The following is a 24,076-nucleotide window of genomic DNA, read 5'->3' on the forward strand; positions in this document are numbered from 1 at the left end:
GACTCTATTTTTTTCAAGTCTGCCGCGGAAGCCGGCAAAAGCGGGGCGGAGGCTTAAAAAATAAGCGGAGTCAATAATTTGTGCAGTGCAGCAAATCGAACAGAATCCGATCTCGCACTACATTGAGTCTAAATCATTGTTCCAGCCGTAAAAAAGCTGCTTGCAAAGGCAAACCGAATAGTCCATCTTCTCGACAGTTCCAGAGGGGATGAAAACAAATACGCGCCCAAGAGCGCGGACTTAAGACAATAGAAACGCCGGCGCCTTGAACCTTCGGGTTCCTTCAAAAGCGCCGGCGTTTCTATCGTTTTGCTTGGGTCATCCCCGGCACTGTTCTGTCGGAAGACTTGCCGCCGCCCTCTGTCCGGCTGCTCCGGATGTCGCCCCCTTGCCAAAAAACCATTGCGCCGAAAGTCTGGATTCCGGCTTTGCCCCGGCTTTGCCATTGGCGCGTGCGGCATTTCCCATTATCTAGGGCTTACACCCAAGGATCAGTTTCATGACCGAAATCACCAGCCAGCAAGTTCTCAGAAGCCTTGAAGCCGTCAAACTTCCCGATGGCAAACCGCTTGCCTTCAGCGGGCTTGTCTCCGACATTTTCGTGACCGACGGGAAGATCTATTTCTCGCTGACCGTGCCGGGCGGGGACGCAAAAGCCTTTGAACCCGTGCGGCAGGCCGCGGCCAAGGCGGCCGAATCCATCCCCGGCGCCCGCCAGGCCTTCGTGACGCTGACCGCTGACAAGCCGGCCAGCGATCAGAAACCGCGCTCGACCGAGCCGCCGAAAAAACCGGATCAACCCGCCAAGCCGGATATTCCGGGCATCGGCTCAATCATCGCGGTCGCCTCCGGTAAGGGCGGCGTCGGCAAATCCACCACCTCGGTCAATCTGGCGCTTGGCCTTGCCGCCGAAGGGCTGAAGGTCGGCCTGCTCGACGCCGATATTTACGGGCCGTCCATTCCGAGACTGTTCGGCCTTTCCGGTCGTCCGATGCAGGGCCCGGGGCGCACCATCATGCCGATGGAAAAATTCGGCCTGAAGGTGATGTCGATCGGCTTTCTGGTTGATGAGGGCACCGCCGTGATCTGGCGCGGGCCGATGGTGCAGTCGGCGCTGATGCAGATGCTGCGCGAGGTTGCCTGGGGCGAGCTCGACGTGCTGGTGGTCGACATGCCGCCCGGCACCGGCGACGCCCAGCTCACCATGGCCCAGCAGGTGCCGCTCGCCGGCAGCGTGGTGGTCTCGACCCCGCAGGACCTGGCCCTGATCGACGCCCGCAAGGCGATCGCAATGTTCAACAAGGTCTCGGTGCCCGTGCTCGGCATCGTCGAGAACATGAGCACCTTCATCTGCCCCGATTGCGGCGCGACCCACAATATTTTCGGCCATGGCGGCGCGAAAGACGAAGCGGAGAAGATCGGCGTCCCGTTTCTGGGCGAGGTGCCGCTCGCGATCGACATCCGCGAAAAATCGGATGCCGGCACGCCTGTCGTCGTCGATCAGCCTGATGGACCGCATGCGACGGCCTACCGGAAGATCGCCAAGGCCGTCCACGAAGGCCTCAATGCCCGCACCCGCTCGGCGCCGTCGATCGTTTTCGAATAGCGCCAGCTCGACGTCTGACAGAGGTCAGACCCGACAGACCGGACACGGCCTCAATAGAGACTTGCCTCATTTCGGAGCTGAAACCGGGCGGCGTCGTAGATCGCGTGCGCCAGGAGTATCAGCTCGTCATCCCGGCTGAACACTTCCGATTCAATCGCCATTGCCGGGGAAAGCGCCGAGATGCCGATGGCATCGGCGGCCGCCGGCGGGCAGGCGATTGCGCTGACATTCTGCACAACCCGCTCGACCGGCCGGTCATAGATTTCCGCGACCAGGCCCGAGACCGAGGCAAGGCCGTGACGCGCTAAGGACGGCTCAAGCCCGGCATAGCGGCCGGGAATGAACATGTGGTTCCAGCAAAACGCCCGTAGCCGGCCCGACATGCGCCTGACGCCGATCACCTCCAGCCACTTCCCGTCGTGACACCCCCTGCCCCGCAACAGCGGCTCCTCGCTCTCCGCCACCATCCGGGTGGTCCAGATGTCGAGCACGGTTTCGCGCTCAAGGCGCATCAGCTCCGCCAGTGAGTTGGTTCTCATCCGGAAATGAAGCTGGGGCGTGAGCGCGGTCACGATCGTACCGACCCGCTTGCGCCGGGCGACAAGACCCTCCGCCTCCAGCTCGCTCAACGCCCGCCTGAGCGTGGTGCGGCTCACGCCGCGCTGGGCGGCAAATTCCACTTCAGGTGGCAGTCTGTCGCCGACCTTGAATTGGCCGGAGGTGAGCTCCTCACGCAGGGCCCTTGTCAGTTGCTTGTGTCGCGGTGCGCTCATTCACTTTCTCCGAAAACAGAGAGTGATCTGACGAATAATCGTCAGACGCTGGTAAAGAACCTGGATTAGGCCGGAAATGCGGCATAGGCCGCGCAGGCGAGCTCGGCGCTGCGGCTTCGACGTCGCCGCCGGGCCTTCATCGAGACCTGCCGCTCGCCATGTCCGGACGCGTCACCAGATCGTCCGGTGGCGTTCGCCGCTCCAAAACCTCCGGCTGCAATGCCGGACAGGGGAAAACGCCGGGGCCCCGATCGGGCACGCGGCGACGGCTGAAAAAGAAGACTGAAAGCGTTGATAATCAGAAAATGTCATCGGAAATACAACTCGGTTGACCCTTCCTGCCCGCACTTTAACGTTGTGACAGGTTGTACACTTGCCTACAGCGATTACGCGAAAGTTGCAAGCCGCCGCGCCGGTTGTAAATCGATTTGCATTTTTTCAGCCGGTGCGACGCGGAAAACAGTCGCGAAGCCCCCAAACAAAAAGGCGGCGCCCGCTGGGGACACCGCCTTTGAATATGCTCCGCCACGATGGGCCTATCGCGGCTCGCTTCTGAGCCCTTTCACGATGGCAAAGCAGGCCAGCAACAGCACGAAGGTGAACGGGAAGCCCGTCGACACGGCCATCGCCTGCAGCGCCGTTAGGCCGCCGCCGAGCAACAGCGCGATCGCCACAAGGCCCTCGAAGCTTGCCCAGAACACGCGCTGCGGCACCGGCGCATCGACCTTGCCGCCCGCGGTGATCGTGTCGATCACGATCGAGCCGGAGTCCGACGAGGTCACGAAGAACACGATGACGAGGACGATGCCGATAACAGATGTGATCGTCGCCAGCGGCAGTGCCTCCAGCATGATGAACAGCTTCAGATCGAGCGGCGCTTGGGCAAGAGCCTCGTAGTTGTTGACGATGATCTCGCGGATCGCGGTATCGCCGAACACCGTCATCCAGATGATCGAGACAACCGACGGAATGACCAGCACGCAGGTGATGAACTCGCGCACCGTGCGGCCGCGCGAAACGCGGGCGATGAACATGCCGACGAAGGGCGACCAGGAAATCCACCAGGCCCAGTAGAACGACGTCCAGCCATCCAGGAAGTTCTTGTCGCTCCGGCCGAACGGATTGGCGAGCTCAGGCAGATAGCGGGCATAATCCACGAAATTGGTGAATATGCCGCTAAGAATGGCAAGCGTGGGACCGACGGCGATCACGAACAGCAGCAGCAGGGCCGCAAGCGCCATGTTGATCTTCGAAAGCCGCTGGACGCCGGCATCCATGCCCGCGACCACCGATGTGAGCGCGATGCCGGTGATGAAGACGATCAGCACCACCTTGGAGACTTCGCTCACCGGAAGGCCGAAGATATGGTTGAGGCCGGCATTGGCCTGTTCCGCGCCGATGCCGAGCGAGGTCGCAAGCCCGAACAGGGTCGCGAGAACCGCCAGCACATCGATGACATGGCCCGTCCAGCCCCAGACGCGTTCGCCGAAGATCGGATAGAACACCGAGCGCATGGCGAGCGGCAGACCCTTATTGTAGGAAAACAGCGCCAGCGCCAGCGCCACGATGGCGTAGATCGCCCAAGGATGAAGCGCCCAGTGGAAAATCGTCGCCGACATGGCAAGCGACTGCGCCTTCACCGTGTCGCCCGGCGCGCCGCCGAGCGGGGCCCAGCTATCCGGCGTGCCGGCATTCTCCGCGATCGACGACGTGTAGTGCGAAATCGGCTCGGAAACGCCGTAGAACATCAGCCCGATGCCCATGCCGGCGGCGAAAAGCATCGCGAACCAGCCGGTATAGGTATAATCCGGCTTGGCGTCCGCGCCGCCGAGGCGAATCTTGCCGTAGGGCGAGAAGATCAGATAGATGCCGAGCAGCACGAAGACGTTGCCGGCCAGAAGGAAGAACCAGTCGAAGGTCGAGGTCAGCCAGTCGCGCATGCCGTTGAACACGGCCTCAGCCTGATTCTGGAAGGCGAGCGTGACCAGTACGAAGGCGACGACGGCAAGACCCGAGATCAGAAAGACCGGGTTATGGATGTCGAGACCGAACGGACCGATATTGGTGGTGATATTGTCCTGGCCGATCTCGTAATCGGTATCGATGATGTCTGTCTCGCCTTCAGGCTCGGGTATCCCCGTGTCGGACATATAATATCTCCTTGTTTCACTTCGACGCATCGGCCCGGACTTGGGCGTCCGACGATCCGCGATGTCTAATCTTCAAACGGCTCAGCCGCGTACCAGGAACACCGAGGCTTTGGTGTGGGTCGCAAGCTGGCCGCCGTGGGAGTGCATGAAATGGTCGGCAAGGTTGGGCACGTGGGTTGCCATCACCACCAGATCGCAGCCGAGTTCATCGACGGAGCGTGCAAGCGACTGGTTGATGTCGACGGCCGGATCGTGGGCGACAACAACATGACTGTCGGTCGCCAAGCCGTGTTCGGATTCCTGCGCTTTCGCAAAGGCCTCGAGCTTCTGCCGGTATTCCTCCGGATTGTGGCCGAGCGCACCCGGCGCCGATGATGTGACGCCGACATAGACGACGGATGCGCCATAGAGCTTGCCGAGATCACCCGCAGCCTTCAGGCCGCGCTCAAGCTTCTCCGCATGGGCCAGATCGACGGGTACCATGATTTTCGTAAACATCGCGATTCCTGGATTTGCGGGTTTGCCGACCCGCCGGTTTCCTTCCCTCTTCCACAATGCCTGTGGGGCTTTCCGCCAGCACGACATATGCCGATCACGAAAAAGCCACATTCTGTTTAGCATTTCGCCGCATGCCCCGCAAATCGAGCGAGGCATATTGTCGCTGCGTCGGGGTGAAGCGGACACAAAAAAGCCATGGCGCGCAAGGGCAGCCATGGCTTTTCAAAAAAATCGGAGGACGGTGATCAGGCCTCTTCGAGCTGGGGAAGGATCTGCAACTCGTAAAGGCGCCGGTAGGGCCCGTCATGGGCCAGAAGCTCGCGCTGCGGCCCCTGCTCCAGGATCTTCCCGTTTTCGAGAACGACGATGTTGTCGGCCGACGTGATGGTTGCGAGACGGTGGGCAATGACGATCGTGGTGCGATCCTTGGTCAGCCGCTTCAGCGCATCCTGCACCAGCGATTCGGCATAGGAGTCGAGCGCGCTGGTCGCCTCGTCGAGGATCAGGATATCGGCGTCGCGCAACATCGCTCGGGCAATGGCCAGACGCTGTTTCTGGCCGCCGGAAAGATTGCCGCCGTTTTCGCCGACGAGCGAGTCATAGCCATTGTTCATGTTCATGATGAAATCATGCGCATGCGCCGCCTTGGCCGCCTCGATGATTTCCTCTTCGGTGGCACCCTGACGACCAAGCTCCAGATTGTCTCTTACCGTGCCGTTGAACAGGAATGTATCCTGACCGACATAGGACATGTGCGCGCGGAGCGACTCGAAAGACACCTGCCGGAGATCGAGGCCGTTGACCGTGATCGCGCCTTCGTCGGGATCGAACATGCGCATGACGAGATTGATGATTGTTGACTTGCCGCCGCCGGACGCACCCACCAGAGCCGTGGTCTTGCCCGCGGGGAAGACGAGGTCCAGGTTCTTGAACAGCGGTTTATTCTCGTCATAGGAGAAACCGACATTGTCGAAGATGATCTCGCCACCGCCCGGAGGGACCGGCCGGGCGTTTTCGGCTTCGGTCAGCATGATCGGATGGTCCTTGATCTCATACATCATTCTGACACCGACCATCGCGGTCTCAAGATTCACACGCATGCGCGCCAGCCGCTTGGCCGGCTCATAGGCCAGAAGCAGCGCCGTGATAAACGACATCAGCTCCCCGGGTGTCTGGCTGCCGCCGACAACCCAAAGACCGCTCAGCGCGATCACGCCGGCGATCGCCAGGCCCGACAGCGTTTCCATGATCGGGCTTGTGGCAGCTGAAAGCCGGGCAATGCTGTTGGCGCGATGCTCCACCTGGGTGACCTGCCGGTCCATACGCGAGCGCATGTGCTCTTCAAGGCCGAATGCCTTGATGATCCGAACGCCTGTGGAAGCTTCCTGAACGCTTTCGATGATCTTGGTGAAGGCGGTCAGTTCCTGCTGCATGATATGGCGGACCTTGTTGGTCAGGTAGCGAACGCCGATAAAGGCCGCCGGCCCGAGAACAAAGGAAACGAGCGAAAGGACCGGTTGCTGGATGAACATGACGATGACCAGTCCGACCAGCGAAAACAGGTCGCGGATCGCCGAGGTCAGGATCAGATCCATCGCCGTCCTTGCCGCCTGGGCATTGTTGGTCAGGCGCATGACAAGATCGGAGGACGGAAACCGGATAAAGAAGTTCAGATCCTGCTGCAGTATCCGGCTGAAGATGCTGCTTTGCGTCCTGGCGATGATATTGTTTCCGGCCTTGCTCAGGATCACGATCTGGAAATAGGTCGCGACGCCCTTGACGATGAAGATCAGCGCCACACCGCCTGCAAGCATGAACATGCGGTTCATGTCTTTCGAAACCACGGTTTCGTTGACGATATCCTTCATGATCCAGGCGCTCATCGCAGTCATGCCGGCGACAATGAGCATGGCGACCGTCGCCAGAGCATACCAGGGAGCCTGGGCGCGCAGATTTTCCGACAACAGCCGATAAAGCAGGCTGCGATTCGCCATGGGAATAAAGCGCGCCAGTGCTCTGTCGAGAAGACGCTTGAAAACGGAGGTTCTGGGCATTGGGATGCGTTGTTCCATATCGATTAGGGCCCTTCGCTGTCGCGCGGCAACACTGTCGTGCGCTCATCGTCCCATTCGGCATTGGGCGCCGACAAATAGGCCAATCGTCGCGCAAGGGCAAGGCCCGCACGTTCCGGTGAACGAAGAACAACACGGAGGTGTGTCTTCTCAGCCCCTCAAATACCGCAGCGCCGGGACGCCTTCGCGCGGAAGATGCGAGGTCCGTCTGCGGGTCACCGTCAGCACCTTGTCTTCGCCCGGCAGCAGCGTGAAGCAATTGTCGGAATAGATATCGTCGCCGCCGTGGTCATAGGTCACATAGAGCGCCGGGCGGTCAGTTGCGAGTGTGATCCGGTCGTCTTCAGCGTGGACGGTGATGTTCGGCTCACTGAGCCGATAGGCTTTCGGCCGCTGCGGCAGATACTCGTTTTCGCCGAGATGATTGCCGTCGCCATCGCGCCAGTCGAACAGCAGGAAAGTGCTTTCGCCCAGGCTTTCGGGGCGGATGCGGGCGATCTCCACCACCGTCTCCACGCTGGTAACCACGTCATAGGTTCCCAGCTCAAAGACCGCGCCGTCGGTCGCATCGACAGTGCGCAGCCTGACGGTGATCGGCTTTTCGTCCTCGATATCGGAGACCGCGAGCAGAACGATCGCCCCGGTTTCCGGGTCCGGTTCCGCCGTCACCATCAGCGGCGCGAAGAAGCGACGGGCGAGGTACTGCGTCGTCTTCCAGCCGCCGCCATATTCGAGGCTCGACCAGCTTGCCACCGGCCAGGTGTCGTTCAATTGCCAGAACAGCGTGCCCATGGTGCGCGGCTTGTTTGAACGCCAGAACTCGATCGCCGTCTTCATCGCCAACCCTTGCGAAAGCTGGCTCAGATAGACCATATCCTCGAAACTGTCGGGGAAGCGGAAATAACGCGCGATGGTTTCCACGATCCGGCTGTTGCCGCCGATATTGCGCTGGTGGACGTCCATGACGGCGGAGGAGACATTGCGGTCTTCCGGCGCGGTGAAGCTTTCGATCACCCGCATCGAAGGAAACGACTGAAAGCCGAATTCCGAGCAGAAGCGCGGGCGGACCGTGCGGTAATGCTCGAAATCCTTGGCCGAGTGCCAGACATCCCAGAAATGCATGTCGCCGGACGTATCGACATGCCAGCCATCGCCGAAATCGAGCCGTCCGACCGAGGGCGATGACGGGCGGAACGGCAGGCCGATATCCTCGTCCTCCACCGCCTCCTCAAGCGCGTGGTTGAGGCGGTCATAGATCGCGAGATAGCGGTCGCGGTTCTCGATGCTCTCCTCGTACCAGCTGAGCGCGCCCACAAGCTCATTGTCGCCGCACCACAGTGCGATCGAAGCGAAGCGCGACAGCCGGCGCAATTGCTGGCGGGCTTCCACGCGGACCAGATCGAGAAAGCCGCGCTCATGGGCGGGATAGTGGCTGCAGGCGAACATGAAATCCTGCCAGACCATGATGCCGAGTTCATCGCAGAGGTCGTAGAACCAGTCGGCCTCATACTGCCCGCCGCCCCAGACGCGGATCATGTTCATATTGGCCTCGACCGCAGAAATCAGCAGGTCGCGCACCTGATCGCGCGTCGCCCGGGCCGGCAGGGCATCGCCCGGAATCCAGTTGGCGCCCTTCATGAAGATCTCGCGGCCGTTGATCTGAAAGGCGAAGCGATGACCGATTTCGTCGGCATTGGTCAGCAGTGCAACACTGCGCAGGCCGATGCGGAAATCACGGCGCTCATCGCCAAGCGAAACCGCGAGATCGTAAAATGCCTGCTCGCCGTGGCCCGCCGGCCACCAGAGCCGCGGATTGTCAACGCGAACGGTCACCGTGACCCGGTTCTCGCCGGGCCATGCGGTCAGCATGCCCGTCGCCCGCTTGCCGTCGATTTCGACGACCGCCTCGGCCTCAGCCGGCGCAAAGGCGAAGGCATGGAAGGTCACGTCCAGTTCCACCGCGCCGCCCGCATGGCGCTGGCGGATCACGACATCGTCGAGCTTCAGATCGCCGGTGCGCACCAGCTTGATATCGCCGTAGAAGCCGAGTGGCGACAGCGCAATCCCCCAGTCCCAGCCGCCATGGCATTGCGCCCGGCGCAGGAAGTTCAAATGGCCGATCCGGCTGTTCTTGGTATAGGGAATCGGGAAATCGGAGGCTTTCGCGCGCTTTTCCGCCTCGCGCGAATTGGAGAGGAACCGCACCGCGATCTCGTTTTCGCCCGCACGCAACAGCCCGGTCACGTCGAAGTCATAGCGCAGGAACTGGCTTTCGCAGCGCCCGGCAGGCTTGCCATTGACGCTGACCTCGGCGAGGCAATCGACGCTTTCGAAGCGCAGCGTGAACCGGCCGCCCTCGATATCGGAAAGCTGGAAGCGCTTGACGGCGATCCACTCCGCTTCATGAACCCAATCGGTTCTGGGCTCGTTGTCGCGGAAATAGGGATCCTCGATCGCGCCGGCGGCCAGTAGCGCGGAATGGACATCGCCGGGCGCGGACAGCGTGACGGAACTGTTGTGAGCGTCGGAGGAAAACACCCAGTCGTCGTTGAGATCGAGAATATCCGTCATGCTGCTTCCGTCCGTTGAATTGAAACGACACCTTACTAGAGGCTTTTTGGTTCTCTCTAAACCGATTTTAAAGAGGGGTCGGCAGAATTTTGCGGCGTCTTGTCGCGCAGGGCGCATTTGACCCCTGCGCAATCAGCAGGCACATTTCCCGTATCCGTCCCTGGAGACCATGATGCGCCGTCTTTTCCTTCTCGCCCTTTTGCTCCTGCCGCTTGCGGCAACGCCGGCCGCCGCCGACGAAGTCACCGTTGCCGTCGCCGCAAATTTCACCGGCGCCGCCGAGGAGATCGCCAAGGCCTTTCACGAGGAGACCGGCCACGAAGCAGTGCTGAGTTTCGGTTCCACCGGCAGGCTCTATGCCCAGATCATCCACGGCGCGCCCTTCGACGTGTTTCTCGCGGCCGATGAGGAGCGCCCCGCGCGCGCGATTGCCGAAGGATACGCGGTGGAGGGCAGCGCCTTCGTCTATGCGCTCGGCGCGCTGGTGCTTTACAGCACCGATCCCGACCTCGTGGATCCCGACGGCGCGGTTCTGTCTCATCCCGAACGCTTCGCGAAGCTGGCGATCGCCAATCCGCGTACCGCGCCCTATGGCGCAGCAGCAGTCGAGGCGATGACGTCGCTCGGCGTCTACGAACAGTTGCGCGAACGGCTGGTCGAAGGGGAAAGCATCACCCAGGCCTACCAGTTTGTCGCCACCGGCAATGCCGCGCTCGGCTTCGTCGCGCTGTCCCAGCTTGTCGGCGAGCCCGCCGGTTCGCGCTATGAAGTGCCGACCGATTTGTACAGCCCGATCGCCCAAGGCGCGGTTCTTTTGAACAAGGGCGAGAACAATATCGCGGCGCGGGCGTTTATGAACTTCCTGAAGGGCGATGCCGCCCGCAAAATTGTCGGAAATCACGGCTACCGGCTGCCGTCGTGATTCCTGGCAGTCGGGAATGGGCCCTGGAGCGGAAATAATGTGGGAAGCCGTATTCCTGACGCTGAAACTTGCCGGCGTCACGACCGTGTTCTTGATGATCTTGGGCGTGCCGCTTGCGTGGTGGCTGGCGCGTTCCCAGACATGGTGGAAGGAAGTGATCGGCGCAATCGTCGCTCTCCCCCTGGTCCTGCCGCCAACGGTTCTCGGCTTCTATTTGTTGATTGCGCTCGGCCCGCAAAGTCCGCTGGGGGCCGCGATAGGCAAGACCATCGGCTTCACCCTGCCCTTCACATTTGCCGGCCTCGTGGTCGGCTCGGTGATCTATTCGTTGCCCTTTGCCGTGCAGCCGGTCCGCAACGCCTTCGAGGCGATCGGCAATGATCCGCTGGAGGCGGCAGCAACGCTGAGGGCCGGACCGGTCGACCGCTTCTTCTCCATAGCCCTGCCGCTTGCCCGCCCCGGCCTCATCACCGGCGCGATCCTCGGCTTTGCCCATACCGTCGGCGAATTCGGCGTGGTGCTGATGATCGGCGGCAATATTCCCGGCAAGACCAAGGTGCTCTCGGTGGCGATCTACGACTATGTCGAGACCCTGCAATGGGGCAAGGCGCATATCCTTGCCGCCGGCATGCTGGCGTTTTCCTTCCTCGTCATCCTGTCGACAATGCTGATCGAGCGACGCATGCGGAGGCGCTTTCCATGACCGGTGACAGACTTTCCGCCCGTTTCGCCGGCCGTTTCGGCGCGTTTCTGCTCGATGCATCCTTCCGGTTTCCGAAAAGCGGCGTGACCGCGCTGTTCGGCCCCTCCGGCTGCGGCAAGACCAGCCTGCTGCGCTGTTTCGCGGGACTGGAACACCTGCCGGACGGGGCATTTTCGATCGATGGCGAGGTCTGGCAGGACGGCAGGCACTTCCGCCCGCCGCATCGCCGCGAGGTTGGCTACGTTTTCCAGCAGGCCAATCTGTTTCCGCATCTAACCGTCCGCGACAACCTGCGCTATGGCGAGAAGCGGGCGAAGCGCGACGGCAAGGCGCGGTTCGACGAACTCGTTGAACTGCTCGGTCTTTCCAACCTTCTGGAGCGCATGCCGGCGCGGCTTTCCGGCGGCGAGCGCCAGCGGGTCGCGATCGCCCGCGCGCTGCTGTCGCAGCCGAAACTGCTGTTGATGGACGAGCCAATGTCGGCGCTCGACATCCACGCGCGCCAGGAAATCTTTCCCTATCTTCAGAACCTCAGGCAAAGCCTGTCCATTCCGGTGCTCTACGTCACCCATGCGCCCGACGAGGTGGCCCGGCTTGCCGATCATCTGGCGGTGATGCGCGACGGGCGCGTGATCGCCGCCGGGCCCACCGCCGAAACGCTCGCCCGCCTCGACCTGCCGATGGCGCATGAGCGCCGCGCCGGGATAGCGATCGACGCGCGGATCGCCGATATCGACCTGCGCTGGCAGCTCGCGCTCGCCAAGTTCGAAGGCGGCGCGCTGTGGATCGCCCATACCGGCAGGGCGGTCGGCGAGCCGGTGCGCCTGATGATCCATGCCCGCGACGTCTCGATCGCGCTCACCGAAAACCTGAATGTCTCGATCATCAACCGCGTGCCGGCGATCGTGCGCGAGATCGCCCGCGGCGATCATCCTTCCGTCATGATCGTGCATCTGGAGATCGGCAGCAGGCTTATCATGGCGCGCGTCACCGCCCGGTCGGCCAATCTCCTCAGCCTGCAGCCCGGCATGGCCGTCTATGCCCAGATCAAGTCGGTGGCGATCATCGATTGATGCGGCCGCGTTCCTGCTCGGCAGTAGCGGACCCGCTATCCCCCGGCACCCAGGCGCTTTCCGACGACATCTTGCGGCAGAACTCGGCGGCGCTGCTACGGGCGTGATCGGCGACGCTGCGCAAGATGTTCTGGCCGACGGTCGTCTGGTAGGTGGCGACGATCGGCATCGGCGGAAACGGCTTGGTCACGCTCACCCGGCACAGCAGGCCGTTTTCCAGCTCGCGGGCGATCGCGACCGAGGGGATCGCGGCGAGGCCGAAGCCGCCGATCAGCAGATTGATCATCGCAAACAGCGAGTTGGAACTCGTCAGCTTGGAGGCCAGCACCCGTTCGTCCTGAAAATAGGGCGCGACATAGGCATAGGGCGGCGTGCCCTTGGGGAAGGTGATGATCGGCATCCGCGACAATTCGTCGACGCTGTAGGTGGTGTTGCGGTCAACCACAGCAGGGGCCGCGGCCCAGACCATCTCATAATAGCAGATGATGAAGGAACGGAAACTGTCGCCGATCGCGGGCTCGATCCCGAAGATCAGATCGAACTCGCCATGGGCGAGGCCGGCGATGAGGTCGCGCGTGCCCTCGATCGTCAGTTCGACCCTGAGGTTCGGCATCGCCTGGCTCAGCGCCTCGATGAAATCCGGCATCCAGGTGGCGACCACGGAATCGATCGCGCCGATGCGCACGATATAGGCGGCGTCGCTGCCGCCCTCCTTCAGGTCGGATTTTAGCGTGTTGAGCTTTTCCAGAACGTCCTGGAAAACGCGCAGCGCCTCCTCGCCCGCCGGCGTCAGGCGGAATTCGCGGTCGCCGCGCTCCACAAGCCGGCAGGCGTAATCGCGCTCGAGAATCGCAAGGCGCGAGGAAATGGCCGGCTGGGTGGTGTTCAGCTCCCGGGCGGTGCGGCCGAAATGCCGGTTGCGGGCAAGCGCCACGAAGGTGGCCATGTCGATGATGCGCATCGCCATACGCTACCAGCCTCCGCGCGGTCTCACAATCAAAAGTGGCTCAGCGGGCGAGAACGCGAATGCGTTCGGGATCGATTGAAAGCGCGACCTCGTCGCCCGGCTGCAGCACGGTCTCGTTGTCGGTGAGCATGCGGATGGTCTCGCTGGCAAGCTCCAGCACATAACGGTTGCGGGCACCGAGATAGACCCGGGTCTTGACCTTCGCCTTCAGCCCCTCGCCAGAAGCTGCGACGGTCAGGTCCTCCTGCCGCAATACGACCGAGACCGGCCCGGCCGGCGCTTCCGCCGAAACCGCGAGGCGTTGCCCATCCTCCAGCACCACGATGCCCCCCGTCTCAAGCTCGCCCTTCAACACATTGGCAGAGCCGATGAAGCCGGAGACGAACGCGGTCGCCGGGCGGGCGTAGATCTCGGAAGGCGCGCCCTCCTGCTCGACCTTGCCGGCGTTCAGGAGCACCACCCGGTCGGAGAGGCTCAGCGCCTCCTCCTGGTCATGGGTCACGAACAGCGTGGTCAGCCCGAGGCGGCGGTGGATCTCGATCAGCTCCACCTGCATGTCCTCGCGCAGCCGGGCGTCGAGGTTGGAAAGCGGCTCGTCGAGCAACAGCACTTTCGGGTTGGAGACGATGGCGCGGGCCAGCGCCACGCGCTGCTGCTGGCCGCCGGAAAGCTGGCGCGGATAGCGGTCGGAAAGATGGCCGAGCTGCACCGTCTCCAGCGCCGCCTTGACCCGCTCATCCTGCTCATCGCGCGCGCCGATGCGACGCATGCGCAGCGGAAAGCGGACATTCTCGTAAACGCTCAGATGCGGCAGCAGCGCGTAGGACTGGAACATCATCGCGATATCGCGCTTTTCCGGCGGCAGTCCCGTCACATCCTGGCCGTCGATGACAACATGACCGCCGGTGACGGCCTCAAGCCCGGCAACGGTGCGCAAAAGCGTGGTCTTGCCGCAGCCGGATGCGCCGAGCAGGCTGACGAATTCGCCCGAGGACAGCGCGAGGTCGATGCCGTGAAGCACCTCCACCTTGCCGTAGGACTTCCTGATCCGATCGAGATGAATATCCGACATGATTATATTCCTAGGCAGAGGCGAATTTCCGGATACCGAGCACGCGGTCGATAACCAGAATGAGGATGACGGTGAGCGCGATCATGATCGTGGAGACCGCGGCGACGGACGGGTCGGGGCTGAATTCGAGCTGGCCGTAGATCTGCACCGGCAGCGTGGTCATGTCCGGGGTGCGCAGAAACAGCGACAGCACCGCCTCGTCAAACGAAATGTTGAAGGCGAAGAACGCGCCGGCGGCAAGCCCCGGCCGGCATTGCGGCAGCACCACGAACACGAGCCGCTGGATGCGCCCCGCCCCCATGGTGCGGGCAGCCTCCTCGATGAAGGGATCGGACTCGCTCAAAACGGCGAGCGTGGTGCGCACCACATAGGGCAGCGTGATCGCGGTATGGCCGATCCACAGCGTGACGAAGGAGACCGGCCCGAAAGCGGCACTCCAGAACATCAACAGGCCGATGGCGTAGATGATCGTCGGCAGGATCAGCGGCGACAGAAACAGCGCGCCGAGCATTTCCGATTGCGGCAATTGCCGACGATGGATCGCGATCGCCGCCGCGCCGCCAATGGTGACGGAGGAGAGCGTCACCAGAAGCGCGATGCCGAGGCTCAAGGCGCCGGATGAGAGATAGGCGCTCGACGACAGCACCTTTTGATACCATTCGAGCGAGAAGCCTTTCGGCGGAAAGGCGATGAACTGGTTGGCCGAAAACGAGGTGCCGATCACCACCACCAGCGGCGCCAGCATGACCACCACGATCAGCGCGATGAACACCACCGTCGCGATCTTCAGCCACAGCGGAACGGCCTTAACCATGACGGCCTCCCGTCAGCCTGAAATAGGGGATGAGGGTGAGCGCGATGCCGAGGAACAGGATCACGGCCTGGGCGGCTGCGAAATGCCAGTCTAGCGTTTGCGTGACCGAGGAATAGATCGAGGCGGCCAGCACTTGAAGGCGCGGCCCGCCGAGCAGGCTGGGCGTCACGAACGAACTCGCCGACAGCGTGAAGGCCAGAAGCGAACCAGCGGCGATCCCCGGCATGGCAAGCGGCAACACCACATGCCGGAACGATTGCAGGAACGAACAGCCCATGGTCCGCGCGGCTTCCTCCAGCCGCTGGTCGATGCGGGTAACGACGCCGAGTATCGACAGCGTCATGAACGGAAGCAGCACCTGCACCATGCCGATCACGATCGCGGTTTCGGTGCGCATCAGCGTGAAATTGCGCTTCACCAGCCCGAGATCGTAGAGCGTCGACGAAATAATGCCGCCGCGTTCGAAGATCACCATCCAGCCGAAGGTGCGGATCACCACGCTGGTCATCAGCGGCAGCAGGATCACGATGATCAGCCACAGCCTGAGCCGGGGTCCAGCGCGCGCCATGACATAGGCAAGCGGAAAGCCGACAAGCGCTGCGATCAGCGTGATGATGAAGGACAGCCGGATCGTGCGCCACAGCACGTTGAGATAGTAGGGCTCGCGGATAAACTCGGCAAAATGGGCAAGGGTGAAGCCTTCCGGCCCCATGACCGACAGCATCAGCATGCGCGCGATCGGCAGGAAGAACGCCAGCGCCAGCAGCAGCAGGCCGGGCGACACCAGAAGCGCGTTTTCTGCACGGTCGGACTTCATCCGCTGAGTTTCCTTTTATCGATGCTGCGCGCGGTCGAAGCGTCCAACCATAGCGCATCCGTCCCGCATAGCCCCCCCAATCTTCTCGCCCCGGAGGGGAGAGATGTCGCGACAGCGACAGTGAGGGGGGAGTCTATCACCGCGAACGCCCTCACGAATGGATATGTCGCGCCACCTTCACTGCCCCCTTAGGGGCATCTCTCCCGTAAGCGGGAGAGAGCATTGGGAACGATCCGCAGGGTCGATGCGGCTCCGACTTCAATGATTCACCCCGCACCCCGGCCAAGCCGGGATGCGGGGCCGGCGCACCGCCTTATTGTGCGATTGCCTTGTTCCACTCAACCACCCAGTCGGCGCGGTTGGCCTCGATCGTTTCCGGGTCGAAACGCAGAAGGCTTGCCACGCCTTCCTCGCCATAGGCGACGTCGGCGGCCACTTCGTCCGGCAATTCGGTCCTGGAATTGGTCGGCGTGTAGCGCAGAGCTTCGGCGAAGCAGGCCTGGGCCTCCGGCGAAAGCTCGGTATCGATGAACTTCAGCGCCAGATCCTGATTGTCGCGGCCGGCCACCAGATTGGCGGTGATGTAGCTTGCCGGCGTGCCTTCGGCGCCCTGCTGAAACTTGATCGGAAGGCCGGCCTTGCGCAGCGTATAGGCGTAGTCGGAGGCATAGGGCGCCACGAAAGTGCCGCCCTGGGCGAAGGCCTGCTGGATTTCCGGCGATTTCGAAACCACGAAGGCGCCGTTTTCAAGCATGGCCTTCACGGCGTCGAGGCCCGGCTGGATATTGTCGAGATCGCCGCCGGCAACCTGGTTCAGCATCAGGAAGCCGAACAGGCCGTAGGTATTGGAGATATCGGTGAGCACCAGGCCTTCGGCAAGCTCGGGCTCCATCAGGTCCGCCCAATTGGACGGCGCTTCAGAGAGCTCGTCGCTGTTATAGAGCAGGCCGATGGCGGCAATCTGGTAGGCCGGACCCTCGCCTTCCGCCATCTTGGCGCCGGCGAAGGGATAGAGGTCTGCGGCATTGGAAAGCTTCGCCGCATCGATCGGCGCGAGCAGGCCTTCCTTGGCGCCGACGATTTCCTGGCCGCCGGAGAAGTGGATCACGTCATATTGCGGCGCGTCCTTCTGGGCGCGGAGCTGGGCGAAGGCATCGGCGGAATAGGCGGTGACGATCTTGACGTCGGCGCCGGTCTCGGCCGTAAACGGCTCGATGACGCATTTGCGGTGCGCCTCTTCATAGGCGCCGCCGAAGGAATTGATGGTGATTTCCGCGGCCAGGGCAGGTACGGCGGTGAGGACCGAAGCACCGGCCAGCATTGCTGTAACAAGTTTCATGCTATTCCCTTCCTCTTGGTTATCGGATGATCAGGCCAGACGGCCGATCTCCACTTTCTTTGCGCCCTCGGTGCGGATCAGCCGGCACTGGGCCGCGACCGCCTCGAGATTTTCCGTCATCTTGCCGAAATAGGTGCAGGGTATCCACCCGGTCGGGCCAAAAGTGCGTCCGCCGACGCCGTAGAACATGCCGATCTCCCAGAACTCGTCCGGATCGATCTTGAAGAAGTTCTTCGGCTGATAGAACCACAGCAGTTCGCCCGGCTCGGGCAGGATGGTCTGGTTTTCCGGCGGCAATTTGGTCGGGTCGAAATTGCGCGCTTCCTCCGGCAGGCCCATCATGATTTCGGGTCCGGAGAAGATCGCGTGGGTCGCCGGCCACTGGATCGGCTTTTCGAGCGCGCCCCACAGGGCAGCGCAGGTCTCGGGGGCGTTTTCCCAATAAAGGGAAATTATGCCCTGAACATTAGCATCCACGAATTTGAGATAAAGTTTTTTATCGCTCACAGAAGGGCTCCCAATCATTTCGTCAAGCAGGAAACCGGAAATTCGCAAGCCCTGTCCAATTTCAATTTCGCATGCGCCGATCAGATATTTTTATCACGCCCTGAGCATCACCATGTTTTTAGGGAACGATCCAAATGCCGCAAAGCCTCGTCCCCTGTTCGCATCGCTCGCGCGCTCGCGCGAATGTGAGCGGACAGCTTGCCGATTTTTGGCATCGCCGCTTGCCTTGGCCTATTTCGGGCGGTCTACTGCCGGACGATAACGCGGAGACGAACATGATCGACAGACGCACGGTTTTGACGGGAATGCTGGCTGCCGGCGGACTTTCGATTTTGCCTGCGCGGGCTGCCCTTGCCCATGAGCCATCCCCGGAAGACGTCTTCGCCGATCCGGCCGCCCCCGTGCTCGGCAATCCCGAGGGCGATGTGACGGTGGTCGAATTTTTCGACTTCCAGTGCACCTATTGCAAGCGCGACTATCCGATGATCCGCGACGTCGTTGCGAAAGACGGCAATGTCAAGCTGGTGATGAAGGATTGGCCGATCTTCGGGCCGGTCTCGGTCTACGCCGCCCAGGCGGTGCAGGGCGCGGCGGCGCTTGGCGACTACGAGACGGCGCTCGACGCGCTGATGCGGGCCAATACTAGGCTGAGCCACGAAAAGGTCGAGGAAATCCTTACCGGTGCGGGGCTCGATTTCGATGCGATCGCCGCAAGTGTGACCAAAAACCAGGATGCGATCGGGGCCCTTCTCGACCGCAATTACCATCAGGCCGAAGCCTTCCAGTTCAACGGCACGCCGTCCTTCGTGATCGGGCGGACAATCTATCCGGGCGTTCTCGACCGCGCGCTTCTCGAAGAAGCCATCGCCAAGGCCCGCGCCGCGTAAACCGGCGCGATAAGGGGCTGGACCGTCAGCCCACGGGCCTATAGCCTCTCGGGTTCCAACAGCACGAGAGCCGAGCATGAGCACACTGACCCGCTTTTCCGTCGCCCCCCTTTCAGACATGACCCGAAAGCTCGCCGATGTGGCGTCCGGCCGCGCCGATCCCGATCTGGTGATTGCCGGCGCGCGGGTGCTGTCGACCTACAGCGAGCGGATTCTCGACGATCGCGAAATCTGGCTTTCCGGCGGCCGGATCGCCGCCGTGAAGCCCGCAGGCAGCTATCAGGGCCGTCTCGCCGCGAGCTATGACGTCAATGGCGGCATTATCGCCCCCGGTCTTGTCGACCCGCACCTGCATATCGAGAGCAGCATGGTGACGGCCTGCGCCTATGCCGAGGCGGCGCTCTTGAACGGCACCACCACGATCTTCTGCGACAGCCACGAGATCGGCAATGTCATGGATGTCGCCGGCGTGGAGGCGATGCTGGAGGACGCCCGCCAGGCCCCGCTTTCGATCTACCTCACCGTGCCCTCCACCGTGCCGGCGACGTCGGCCGAAATGGAAACCGCTGGCGGCGACCTGACGCCGGAGAAGATCGCCCAGATCTTCGACAAGTGGCCGGAGGCGCTGGCGCTGGGTGAGAAAATGGATTTCGTGCCCGTTGCCATGAGCGACGAGCGCTCGCATGCGATCATCGCCGAGGCGCTGAAACGCGGCCGTCCGGTTTCCGGCCATGTCTATGGCCGCGATTTCGTGGCCGCCTATGCCGCTGCCGGCGTGACCGACACCCATGAGGCGATCGACCGCGATATCGCCAACGACCTTCTGGAGGCGGGCGTGTGGATCTTCCTGCGCGGCGGCCCGCCGACCACCCCGTGGCATTCTCTGCCGGAAGCGATCAAGGCGATCACCGAGCTCGGCGCCTCTCACAAGCGCGTGGCTGTCTGCACCGACGACCGCGATGCCGACGATCTTTTGATGTTCGGCCAGGACTGGGTGACGCGCCAGGCGGTCAAGGCCGGCATGAAGCCGGAACAGGCCTGGGCCATGGGCTCGCTCCACGGCGCAACCCGCTTCGGCCTCGGCGACGAGATTGGCGGGCTCGGCGGCGGCAGGCGCGCCGATCTGGTGCTGCTCGACGATACGTTGCAGCCGATCAACACCTGGTATGGCGGCGAACTGATGGTCGAGGACCGCAAGGTGACCGCCGCACTCGACGAGGCGCTTTCGGAGCGCTGGCGCTATCCCGATGCCGCCTATCACACCGTCAAGCTGCCCAAGGAAGTAAAGCTCGTTCCGGACCTGCCGGTCGAGCGCGTCAAGGCCCACTGCATCCGCACCGAACTGCCGGGGATCACCGCGGTGCACGAGGTGATCGAGCTGGAGCCGGCCAATGACTGGCAGAGCCATTTCGACCGCCACGATCTCTGCTTCGTTTCCGTGGTCGAGCGCCACGGCAAGTCCGACGGCAATGTCGCCCATGGCCTGTTGTCGAATTTCTCGCTGAAGCGCGGCGCGGTCGCCTCCTCTGTCGGCCATGACAGCCACAACATCATCGTCGCCGGCACCAATGAGGGCGACATGCAGGCGGCACTCAGGGCGATCGAGGAAAAGCAGGGCGGCGTTTGCGTGGTCGCAGACGGCAAGGTCCGCGCCATGGTGGAACTGCCGATCGCGGGGCTTCTCTCCGACAAGCGCGTTCACGATGTGGCCGACGCGGTTCGGGTTCTCAAACTTGCCTGGGAAGAGGCCGGCTGCGCGATCCCCTATATGGGCTTCAACCTGATCCCGCTTTCCGTGATCCCCGAAATCCGGATCACCGACAAGGGACTGGTTCTGGTGCCGGAGATGGAGATCGCAGAGCTTTTCGAGCCGGCTTAGCAGGCCAAGCCTATCGGGCGGCTTTCAAGATCTTGCGGATATAGGCGTTTGCCGAACGGAAATGAGACGGCCCGGAGGCTTCGGCATAGCGGCCAAGCGTCCACTTTCCGGTCCAGGCATAGACGCCATCGGTATAGAGTTCGTGATCGTCCCGGGCGGCGATAAACGACCGCATCCTGTCGCAGGCGGCATCGAACTGCCTGATGAGCTCGGCCCAGGGCGTGGCATCGCCCTTGGCATAAAGCGGGGCGTTATAGGCCTTGAGCTGGTTCCATTTGTAGCCTTTGGCCGGCACGAACACCTCCCGGCCGGCAACGCCGTCTTCATACCAGTGGTGGAACATGCCCATCCAGTGGGTCCGGTGCGCGATGATGCCCCTGATCGTGACGGCATCATCAGGCGCGGACAAGGTCGACGTCTCCTCGTCGACCGCGTCGAGCGTCTTTCTCAGTTTCGCCCGTTCCCTGTCGAAGGCATCAAGCAATTCGGATTTGTTCGTGGCTGCCGGCATGGTTCATCTCTATCGACCAGAGATGGACCATGCCTTGATTCCGGTCAAACAGAGAACTCTGGCGAAACGCCGCGCTGGAAGCACTTATCCGACCGTAACGCCGCCGCAGACGAACAGGGTCTGGCCGGTGACGAAACCCGCACGCTCATCGCAGAAGAAGCTGACGGCGTTGGCGACGTCTTCCGGCGTGCCCATGCGGCCGACCGGAATGGCATCGGTGATCGCCTTGGTCTTCGGCGCATCCGGCGGGTTGTTCTGCCAGAAGGCGGTGGTCGCGATCGGGCCGGGGGCGACGCAGTTGACGGTGATGCCGGCGCTGCCGAGCTCCAGCGCCCAGGTGCGCGCCATCGATTGCGCCGCGCCCTTGGTGGCGCTGTAGAGCGTGCGGTCGAGTTTGCCCTTGGTGACGCGGCTGGTGTTGAACACGATCCGACCGCCGCCATGGCGCTTCATCTCCGGCACCACGATCTGGGCGCAGATGATGGCGGTGCGAAGATTGAGGTTCATCAGCCGCTCGAAATCCTCGAGCTTCACCTCTTCCAGCGGCGCGGGCGCCACCAGCCCGACATTGTTGACGAGACAGGCGACCTTGTGCCGCGCGACAATCGCGCCAACCGACGCCTTGGCGGCCTCGACATCCAGAAGGTCCACCAGCACCGCATCGGCGCGCAGCGATTCGACCTCGGGCTCGACGACATCGAGTACAAAAACGCGAAAACCGTCCTGTTGCAGCCTGAGCGAAATCGCCTGACCGATATTGCGACCGCCGCCGGTGACGATCGCGCACATTTCATTGTTCATGGTGCCGCCTCACTTCAGCGCAGGCAGGAGGCGCGGATTGACCGGCTCGGCATGGAACCGGTAGGTGCCGTCGTCCGCCCGCACCATCCGCCCCAGACCCGGATAGGGAAAATGATAGCCGTGGTAGCGGATATTCTCGTCCACGACCTTTTTGAAGATTTCCGCCTTGGCGTCCGCCCCCATCTGCGGATCGCTGTCGAAGTCCATGTGGAAGAACCATTCGGGATGGTAGGGATCATAGACCTGATGGTGGGCGAGATCGCCGGTGAAGATCACCTTCTCGCCCTCGCTTTCGAACAGATAGGCGCACTGGCCGGAACTGTGGCCGGCGGCCGAAAGCGTCGTCACGCCGGGCAGGATGGCGTCGCCGATGTCGAAGAGCTGGAGCCGGTCGCGATAGGGCGCGACCGCTTCGAGCGTGCCGGCGGTCCAGGCGTTGCGGAAATCGTTGCGTTGAAGGTTGGCTTCGTCGGTCCACTCTTTCCAGTCGGTTCTGGGCGCGTAAAGCATGGCATTGGGAAAGGCTGGCGCTCCATCGGGCAGGATCAGGCCGAAGGAGTGGTCGGGGTGGAGATGGGTCAGCAGCACAACATCGATATCGGCAGCATCGATGCCGGCGGCCTTCATGTTTTCCATGAGACGGCCCATCTGGTCGCCGAACATCGTCGAGGTCTGCCCCATGCCGGCGTCGATCAGGATCAGGTGGTCGCCGGTGTTGACCACGACAGGGTTCAGGTCCATCGGGATATGATCGGCCGGCAGCAGATATTCGCGTTGCAGCCGCGCCATTTCCGCCGGATCGGCATTGGGGAAAATGCCCTCATAGCCATGATGGATATAGCCGTCCCATATGGCGGTGCATTCGAGCGCGCCTACGTTGAACCTGTGCCATCCGGCATTCTGCGACTTGAGACGCTTGGCGACCATTCTTTTTCCTCCCGTAATTATGGCGCCCCCTTTCCGGCAGTTGATACCGCTAACGGAGAAGAGCAATTTTTCTGTCGTACCGTATTACGGTAATAATGTACAGGGGCTTTGGGAGGATATGGCGTTGGTCAGGGGGCTGCGATTGGTTCGCGCGATGAATGCTAAAGTTGCAGTTTCCATTAACCGAATGTGCGGCAATCGCGGATGGCGCGGCAGCAAGATAGATGGTATTACTGTCATATCATATCAGTGAATAACGACGAAAGCCGGAATGCACGGCTCGCGTCGTCCGGCAAATCTTGGTAAACCGGACCGAACGCCCCAGGCGGTCCGGCGAGGGACCTCCCTCCCAGAAGATACCGGAACGAATATCGGAGAGTAGCATGGCAGGTTCGACAGTCATCGCCCGCACGGCGGCCCCGCTTCGCCAGCAGGTGGTGCGTCTGGTTCGCGAGGATATTCTCGAAGGAAAGCTGGTGCCCGGCCAGCGCCTGATCGAGAGCGCGCTTTGCGAGACCTATGGCGTCTCGCGCACCGTGATCCGCGAGGCGCTGCGCCAGCTCGAATCGGAACATCTGATCAGCGTCGTGCCCAATCTCGGTCCGATCGTGACCGTGCTCACCGAAAAGGAAATCCGCTCGATCTATGTCGTGCGCGCCGCCCTTGAAGGTCTTGCCGGCCGGCTTTTCGCCGAAAACGCCACCGACAGCCAATGCGCCAGGCTGAAGAAGCTCGGCGACCGGCTCGACAAGGAATACCGCAAGGGCAATATCGAAAGCCGCGAGCATATCAAGGCCGAGTTCTACACCCTGCTCACCGAGGGCAGCGACAATGCCGTGCTGACCGAAAGCCTCAGCAGCATGCACGCCCGCATCGCGATGTTTCGCCGCTTCGCCTTCGTCGATGAAAGCCGGATCGAACCCTCGATCGCCGAACTCGAAACCATCATCAAGGCCGCCGCCATCACCCGCGACGGCGATGCCGCGGCGGCGGCCTGCGAACACCACATCCAGCTCGCCGGCGAACTGGCGATCGCCGAATACATGAAGCGCAACAAGGCGATCCTTTCGGAAGAATAGACGGGACGGGGCAGATTGCCCTACCCCCTCGACTTCCGTCATGCCGGCCTTGAGCCGGCATCCAGGACCGCAGGGCGATACCGTTGCGGCATTCATCTCTTTGTCACG

Annotated in this window: 21 protein-coding genes; 7 read left to right on the plus strand and 14 right to left on the minus strand. The window is 62.2% G+C overall.

Translation table 11 applies throughout. From position 1 onward, the window contains the following. Positions 1–499: 499 nt before the first annotated feature. The gene (gene apbC, locus V6767_RS16635; RefSeq protein ID WP_448474488.1) at positions 500–1,606 is read left to right on the plus strand and encodes an iron-sulfur cluster carrier protein ApbC; all 1,107 of its coding nucleotides are present in this window, start codon (positions 500–502) and stop codon (positions 1,604–1,606) included. A gap of 50 nt (positions 1,607–1,656) precedes the next feature. Here the strand turns inward: apbC and V6767_RS16640 are convergent, their stop codons facing one another. The 5 genes from V6767_RS16640 to V6767_RS16660 form a co-directional block, all read right to left on the minus strand. Further along, positions 1,657–2,379: a GntR family transcriptional regulator gene (locus V6767_RS16640; RefSeq protein ID WP_448474489.1), complete on the minus strand. Its 723-nt coding sequence runs from the start codon at positions 2,377–2,379 to the stop codon at positions 1,657–1,659. A gap of 536 nt (positions 2,380–2,915) precedes the next feature. Continuing rightward, positions 2,916–4,529, minus strand: a complete 1,614-nt coding sequence (locus V6767_RS16645) for a BCCT family transporter (RefSeq protein WP_448474490.1) — start codon at positions 4,527–4,529, stop codon at positions 2,916–2,918. Positions 4,530–4,610: 81 nt separating this feature from the next. Then, complete coding sequence (locus V6767_RS16650; RefSeq protein ID WP_448474491.1) at positions 4,611–5,027, minus strand: universal stress protein; 417 nt, start codon at positions 5,025–5,027, stop codon at positions 4,611–4,613. 245 nt (positions 5,028–5,272) lie between these two features. Next, entirely contained in the window at positions 5,273–7,021 is a 1,749-nt protein-coding gene (locus V6767_RS16655) for an ABC transporter ATP-binding protein (RefSeq protein WP_448474492.1), read from the minus strand. A 228-nt stretch (positions 7,022–7,249) separates the two neighbouring features. Further along, positions 7,250–9,670, minus strand: a complete 2,421-nt coding sequence (locus V6767_RS16660; protein WP_448474493.1) for a beta-mannosidase — start codon at positions 9,668–9,670, stop codon at positions 7,250–7,252. Positions 9,671–9,842: 172 nt separating this feature from the next. On the opposite strand from V6767_RS16660, the gene modA reads away from it, so the two are divergent. From modA to modC, 3 genes are read left to right on the plus strand one after another with little or no spacing between them, the layout of a single operon-like run. Further along, positions 9,843–10,592: a molybdate ABC transporter substrate-binding protein gene (gene modA, locus V6767_RS16665; RefSeq protein WP_448474494.1), complete on the plus strand. Its 750-nt coding sequence runs from the start codon at positions 9,843–9,845 to the stop codon at positions 10,590–10,592. A gap of 37 nt (positions 10,593–10,629) precedes the next feature. Next, positions 10,630–11,295 carry a molybdate ABC transporter permease subunit gene (gene modB / locus V6767_RS16670; protein ID WP_448474495.1) on the plus strand — a complete coding sequence of 222 codons (666 nt, stop codon included), beginning with the start codon at positions 10,630–10,632 and terminating at the stop codon, positions 11,293–11,295. Next, positions 11,292–12,368, plus strand: coding sequence for a molybdenum ABC transporter ATP-binding protein (modC, locus tag V6767_RS16675; RefSeq protein WP_448474496.1), 1,077 nt, complete (start codon positions 11,292–11,294; stop codon positions 12,366–12,368). The genes modB and modC overlap by 4 nt, the downstream gene beginning before the upstream one ends. Here modC and V6767_RS16680 read toward each other — a convergent pair. The 6 genes from V6767_RS16680 to V6767_RS16705 form a co-directional block, all read right to left on the minus strand. Continuing rightward, a complete protein-coding gene (locus V6767_RS16680) occupies positions 12,358–13,335 on the minus strand; it encodes a LysR family transcriptional regulator (RefSeq protein WP_448474497.1) in 978 nt (325 codons plus the stop codon). The two genes, modC and V6767_RS16680, sit on opposite strands and share 11 nt — an antisense overlap. Before the next feature lie 40 nt (positions 13,336–13,375). Continuing rightward, positions 13,376–14,407 (minus strand): ABC transporter ATP-binding protein, encoded by a 1,032-nt coding sequence (locus V6767_RS16685; RefSeq protein ID WP_448474498.1) that lies wholly within the window; start codon positions 14,405–14,407, stop codon positions 13,376–13,378. 10 nt (positions 14,408–14,417) lie between these two features. Beyond that, positions 14,418–15,221 (minus strand): ABC transporter permease, encoded by an 804-nt coding sequence (locus tag V6767_RS16690; RefSeq protein WP_448474499.1) that lies wholly within the window; start codon positions 15,219–15,221, stop codon positions 14,418–14,420. Continuing rightward, positions 15,214–16,038 (minus strand): ABC transporter permease, encoded by an 825-nt coding sequence (locus tag V6767_RS16695; RefSeq protein ID WP_448474500.1) that lies wholly within the window; start codon positions 16,036–16,038, stop codon positions 15,214–15,216. The genes V6767_RS16690 and V6767_RS16695 overlap by 8 nt, the downstream gene beginning before the upstream one ends. Before the next feature lie 313 nt (positions 16,039–16,351). Beyond that, complete coding sequence (locus V6767_RS16700) at positions 16,352–17,377, minus strand: ABC transporter substrate-binding protein (protein ID WP_448474501.1); 1,026 nt, start codon at positions 17,375–17,377, stop codon at positions 16,352–16,354. Between the two features lie 30 nt (positions 17,378–17,407). Then, complete coding sequence (locus V6767_RS16705; RefSeq protein WP_448463269.1) at positions 17,408–17,884, minus strand: DUF3830 family protein; 477 nt, start codon at positions 17,882–17,884, stop codon at positions 17,408–17,410. A gap of 275 nt (positions 17,885–18,159) precedes the next feature. On the opposite strand from V6767_RS16705, the gene V6767_RS16710 reads away from it, so the two are divergent. Both V6767_RS16710 and V6767_RS16715 read left to right on the plus strand, forming a co-directional pair. Continuing rightward, positions 18,160–18,771: a DsbA family protein gene (locus tag V6767_RS16710; protein WP_448474502.1), complete on the plus strand. Its 612-nt coding sequence runs from the start codon at positions 18,160–18,162 to the stop codon at positions 18,769–18,771. A gap of 76 nt (positions 18,772–18,847) precedes the next feature. Further along, positions 18,848–20,650, plus strand: a complete 1,803-nt coding sequence (locus V6767_RS16715) for an adenine deaminase (protein WP_448474503.1) — start codon at positions 18,848–18,850, stop codon at positions 20,648–20,650. A gap of 10 nt (positions 20,651–20,660) precedes the next feature. On the opposite strand, the gene V6767_RS16720 is transcribed toward V6767_RS16715, so the two are convergent. The 3 genes from V6767_RS16720 to V6767_RS16730 form a co-directional block, all read right to left on the minus strand. Further along, positions 20,661–21,161, minus strand: a complete 501-nt coding sequence (locus V6767_RS16720) for a ClbS/DfsB family four-helix bundle protein (protein ID WP_448474504.1) — start codon at positions 21,159–21,161, stop codon at positions 20,661–20,663. A gap of 84 nt (positions 21,162–21,245) precedes the next feature. Beyond that, entirely contained in the window at positions 21,246–21,962 is a 717-nt protein-coding gene (locus V6767_RS16725) for an SDR family NAD(P)-dependent oxidoreductase (protein WP_448474505.1), read from the minus strand. Positions 21,963–21,971: 9 nt separating this feature from the next. Then, positions 21,972–22,889 (minus strand): MBL fold metallo-hydrolase, encoded by a 918-nt coding sequence (locus V6767_RS16730; RefSeq protein WP_448474506.1) that lies wholly within the window; start codon positions 22,887–22,889, stop codon positions 21,972–21,974. A gap of 383 nt (positions 22,890–23,272) precedes the next feature. On the opposite strand from V6767_RS16730, the gene V6767_RS16735 reads away from it, so the two are divergent. Next, positions 23,273–23,968 (plus strand): GntR family transcriptional regulator, encoded by a 696-nt coding sequence (locus V6767_RS16735; RefSeq protein WP_448474507.1) that lies wholly within the window; start codon positions 23,273–23,275, stop codon positions 23,966–23,968. The last annotated feature ends 108 nt before the right edge of the window (positions 23,969–24,076 follow it).

This window comes from Martelella sp. FLE1502, assembly GCF_053484255.1.

What these genes read in the sequence shown, in the direction of transcription:
- V6767_RS16695 (WP_448474500.1), bottom strand. Translation starts at nt 16,038, where the DNA reads ATGAAGTCCGACCGTGCAGAAAACGCGCTTCTGGTGTCGCCCGGCCTG.
- V6767_RS16640 (WP_448474489.1), bottom strand. Translation starts at nt 2,379, where the DNA reads ATGAGCGCACCGCGACACAAGCAACTGACAAGGGCCCTGCGTGAGGAG.
- V6767_RS16655 (WP_448474492.1), bottom strand. Translation starts at nt 7,021, where the DNA reads ATGGCGAATCGCAGCCTGCTTTATCGGCTGTTGTCGGAAAATCTGCGC.
- modA (WP_448474494.1), top strand. Translation starts at nt 9,843, where the DNA reads ATGCGCCGTCTTTTCCTTCTCGCCCTTTTGCTCCTGCCGCTTGCGGCA.
- V6767_RS16680 (WP_448474497.1), bottom strand. Translation starts at nt 13,335, where the DNA reads ATGGCGATGCGCATCATCGACATGGCCACCTTCGTGGCGCTTGCCCGC.
- V6767_RS16735 (WP_448474507.1), top strand. Translation starts at nt 23,273, where the DNA reads ATGGCAGGTTCGACAGTCATCGCCCGCACGGCGGCCCCGCTTCGCCAG.
- V6767_RS16720 (WP_448474504.1), bottom strand. Translation starts at nt 21,161, where the DNA reads ATGCCGGCAGCCACGAACAAATCCGAATTGCTTGATGCCTTCGACAGG.
- V6767_RS16660 (WP_448474493.1), bottom strand. Translation starts at nt 9,670, where the DNA reads ATGACGGATATTCTCGATCTCAACGACGACTGGGTGTTTTCCTCCGAC.
- apbC (WP_448474488.1), top strand. Translation starts at nt 500, where the DNA reads ATGACCGAAATCACCAGCCAGCAAGTTCTCAGAAGCCTTGAAGCCGTC.
- V6767_RS16690 (WP_448474499.1), bottom strand. Translation starts at nt 15,221, where the DNA reads ATGGTTAAGGCCGTTCCGCTGTGGCTGAAGATCGCGACGGTGGTGTTC.
- modB (WP_448474495.1), top strand. Translation starts at nt 10,630, where the DNA reads ATGTGGGAAGCCGTATTCCTGACGCTGAAACTTGCCGGCGTCACGACC.
- V6767_RS16700 (WP_448474501.1), bottom strand. Translation starts at nt 17,377, where the DNA reads ATGAAACTTGTTACAGCAATGCTGGCCGGTGCTTCGGTCCTCACCGCC.
- V6767_RS16645 (WP_448474490.1), bottom strand. Translation starts at nt 4,529, where the DNA reads ATGTCCGACACGGGGATACCCGAGCCTGAAGGCGAGACAGACATCATC.
- V6767_RS16710 (WP_448474502.1), top strand. Translation starts at nt 18,160, where the DNA reads ATGATCGACAGACGCACGGTTTTGACGGGAATGCTGGCTGCCGGCGGA.
- V6767_RS16650 (WP_448474491.1), bottom strand. Translation starts at nt 5,027, where the DNA reads ATGTTTACGAAAATCATGGTACCCGTCGATCTGGCCCATGCGGAGAAG.
- V6767_RS16730 (WP_448474506.1), bottom strand. Translation starts at nt 22,889, where the DNA reads ATGGTCGCCAAGCGTCTCAAGTCGCAGAATGCCGGATGGCACAGGTTC.
- V6767_RS16685 (WP_448474498.1), bottom strand. Translation starts at nt 14,407, where the DNA reads ATGTCGGATATTCATCTCGATCGGATCAGGAAGTCCTACGGCAAGGTG.
- V6767_RS16715 (WP_448474503.1), top strand. Translation starts at nt 18,848, where the DNA reads ATGAGCACACTGACCCGCTTTTCCGTCGCCCCCCTTTCAGACATGACC.
- V6767_RS16725 (WP_448474505.1), bottom strand. Translation starts at nt 21,962, where the DNA reads ATGAACAATGAAATGTGCGCGATCGTCACCGGCGGCGGTCGCAATATC.
- modC (WP_448474496.1), top strand. Translation starts at nt 11,292, where the DNA reads ATGACCGGTGACAGACTTTCCGCCCGTTTCGCCGGCCGTTTCGGCGCG.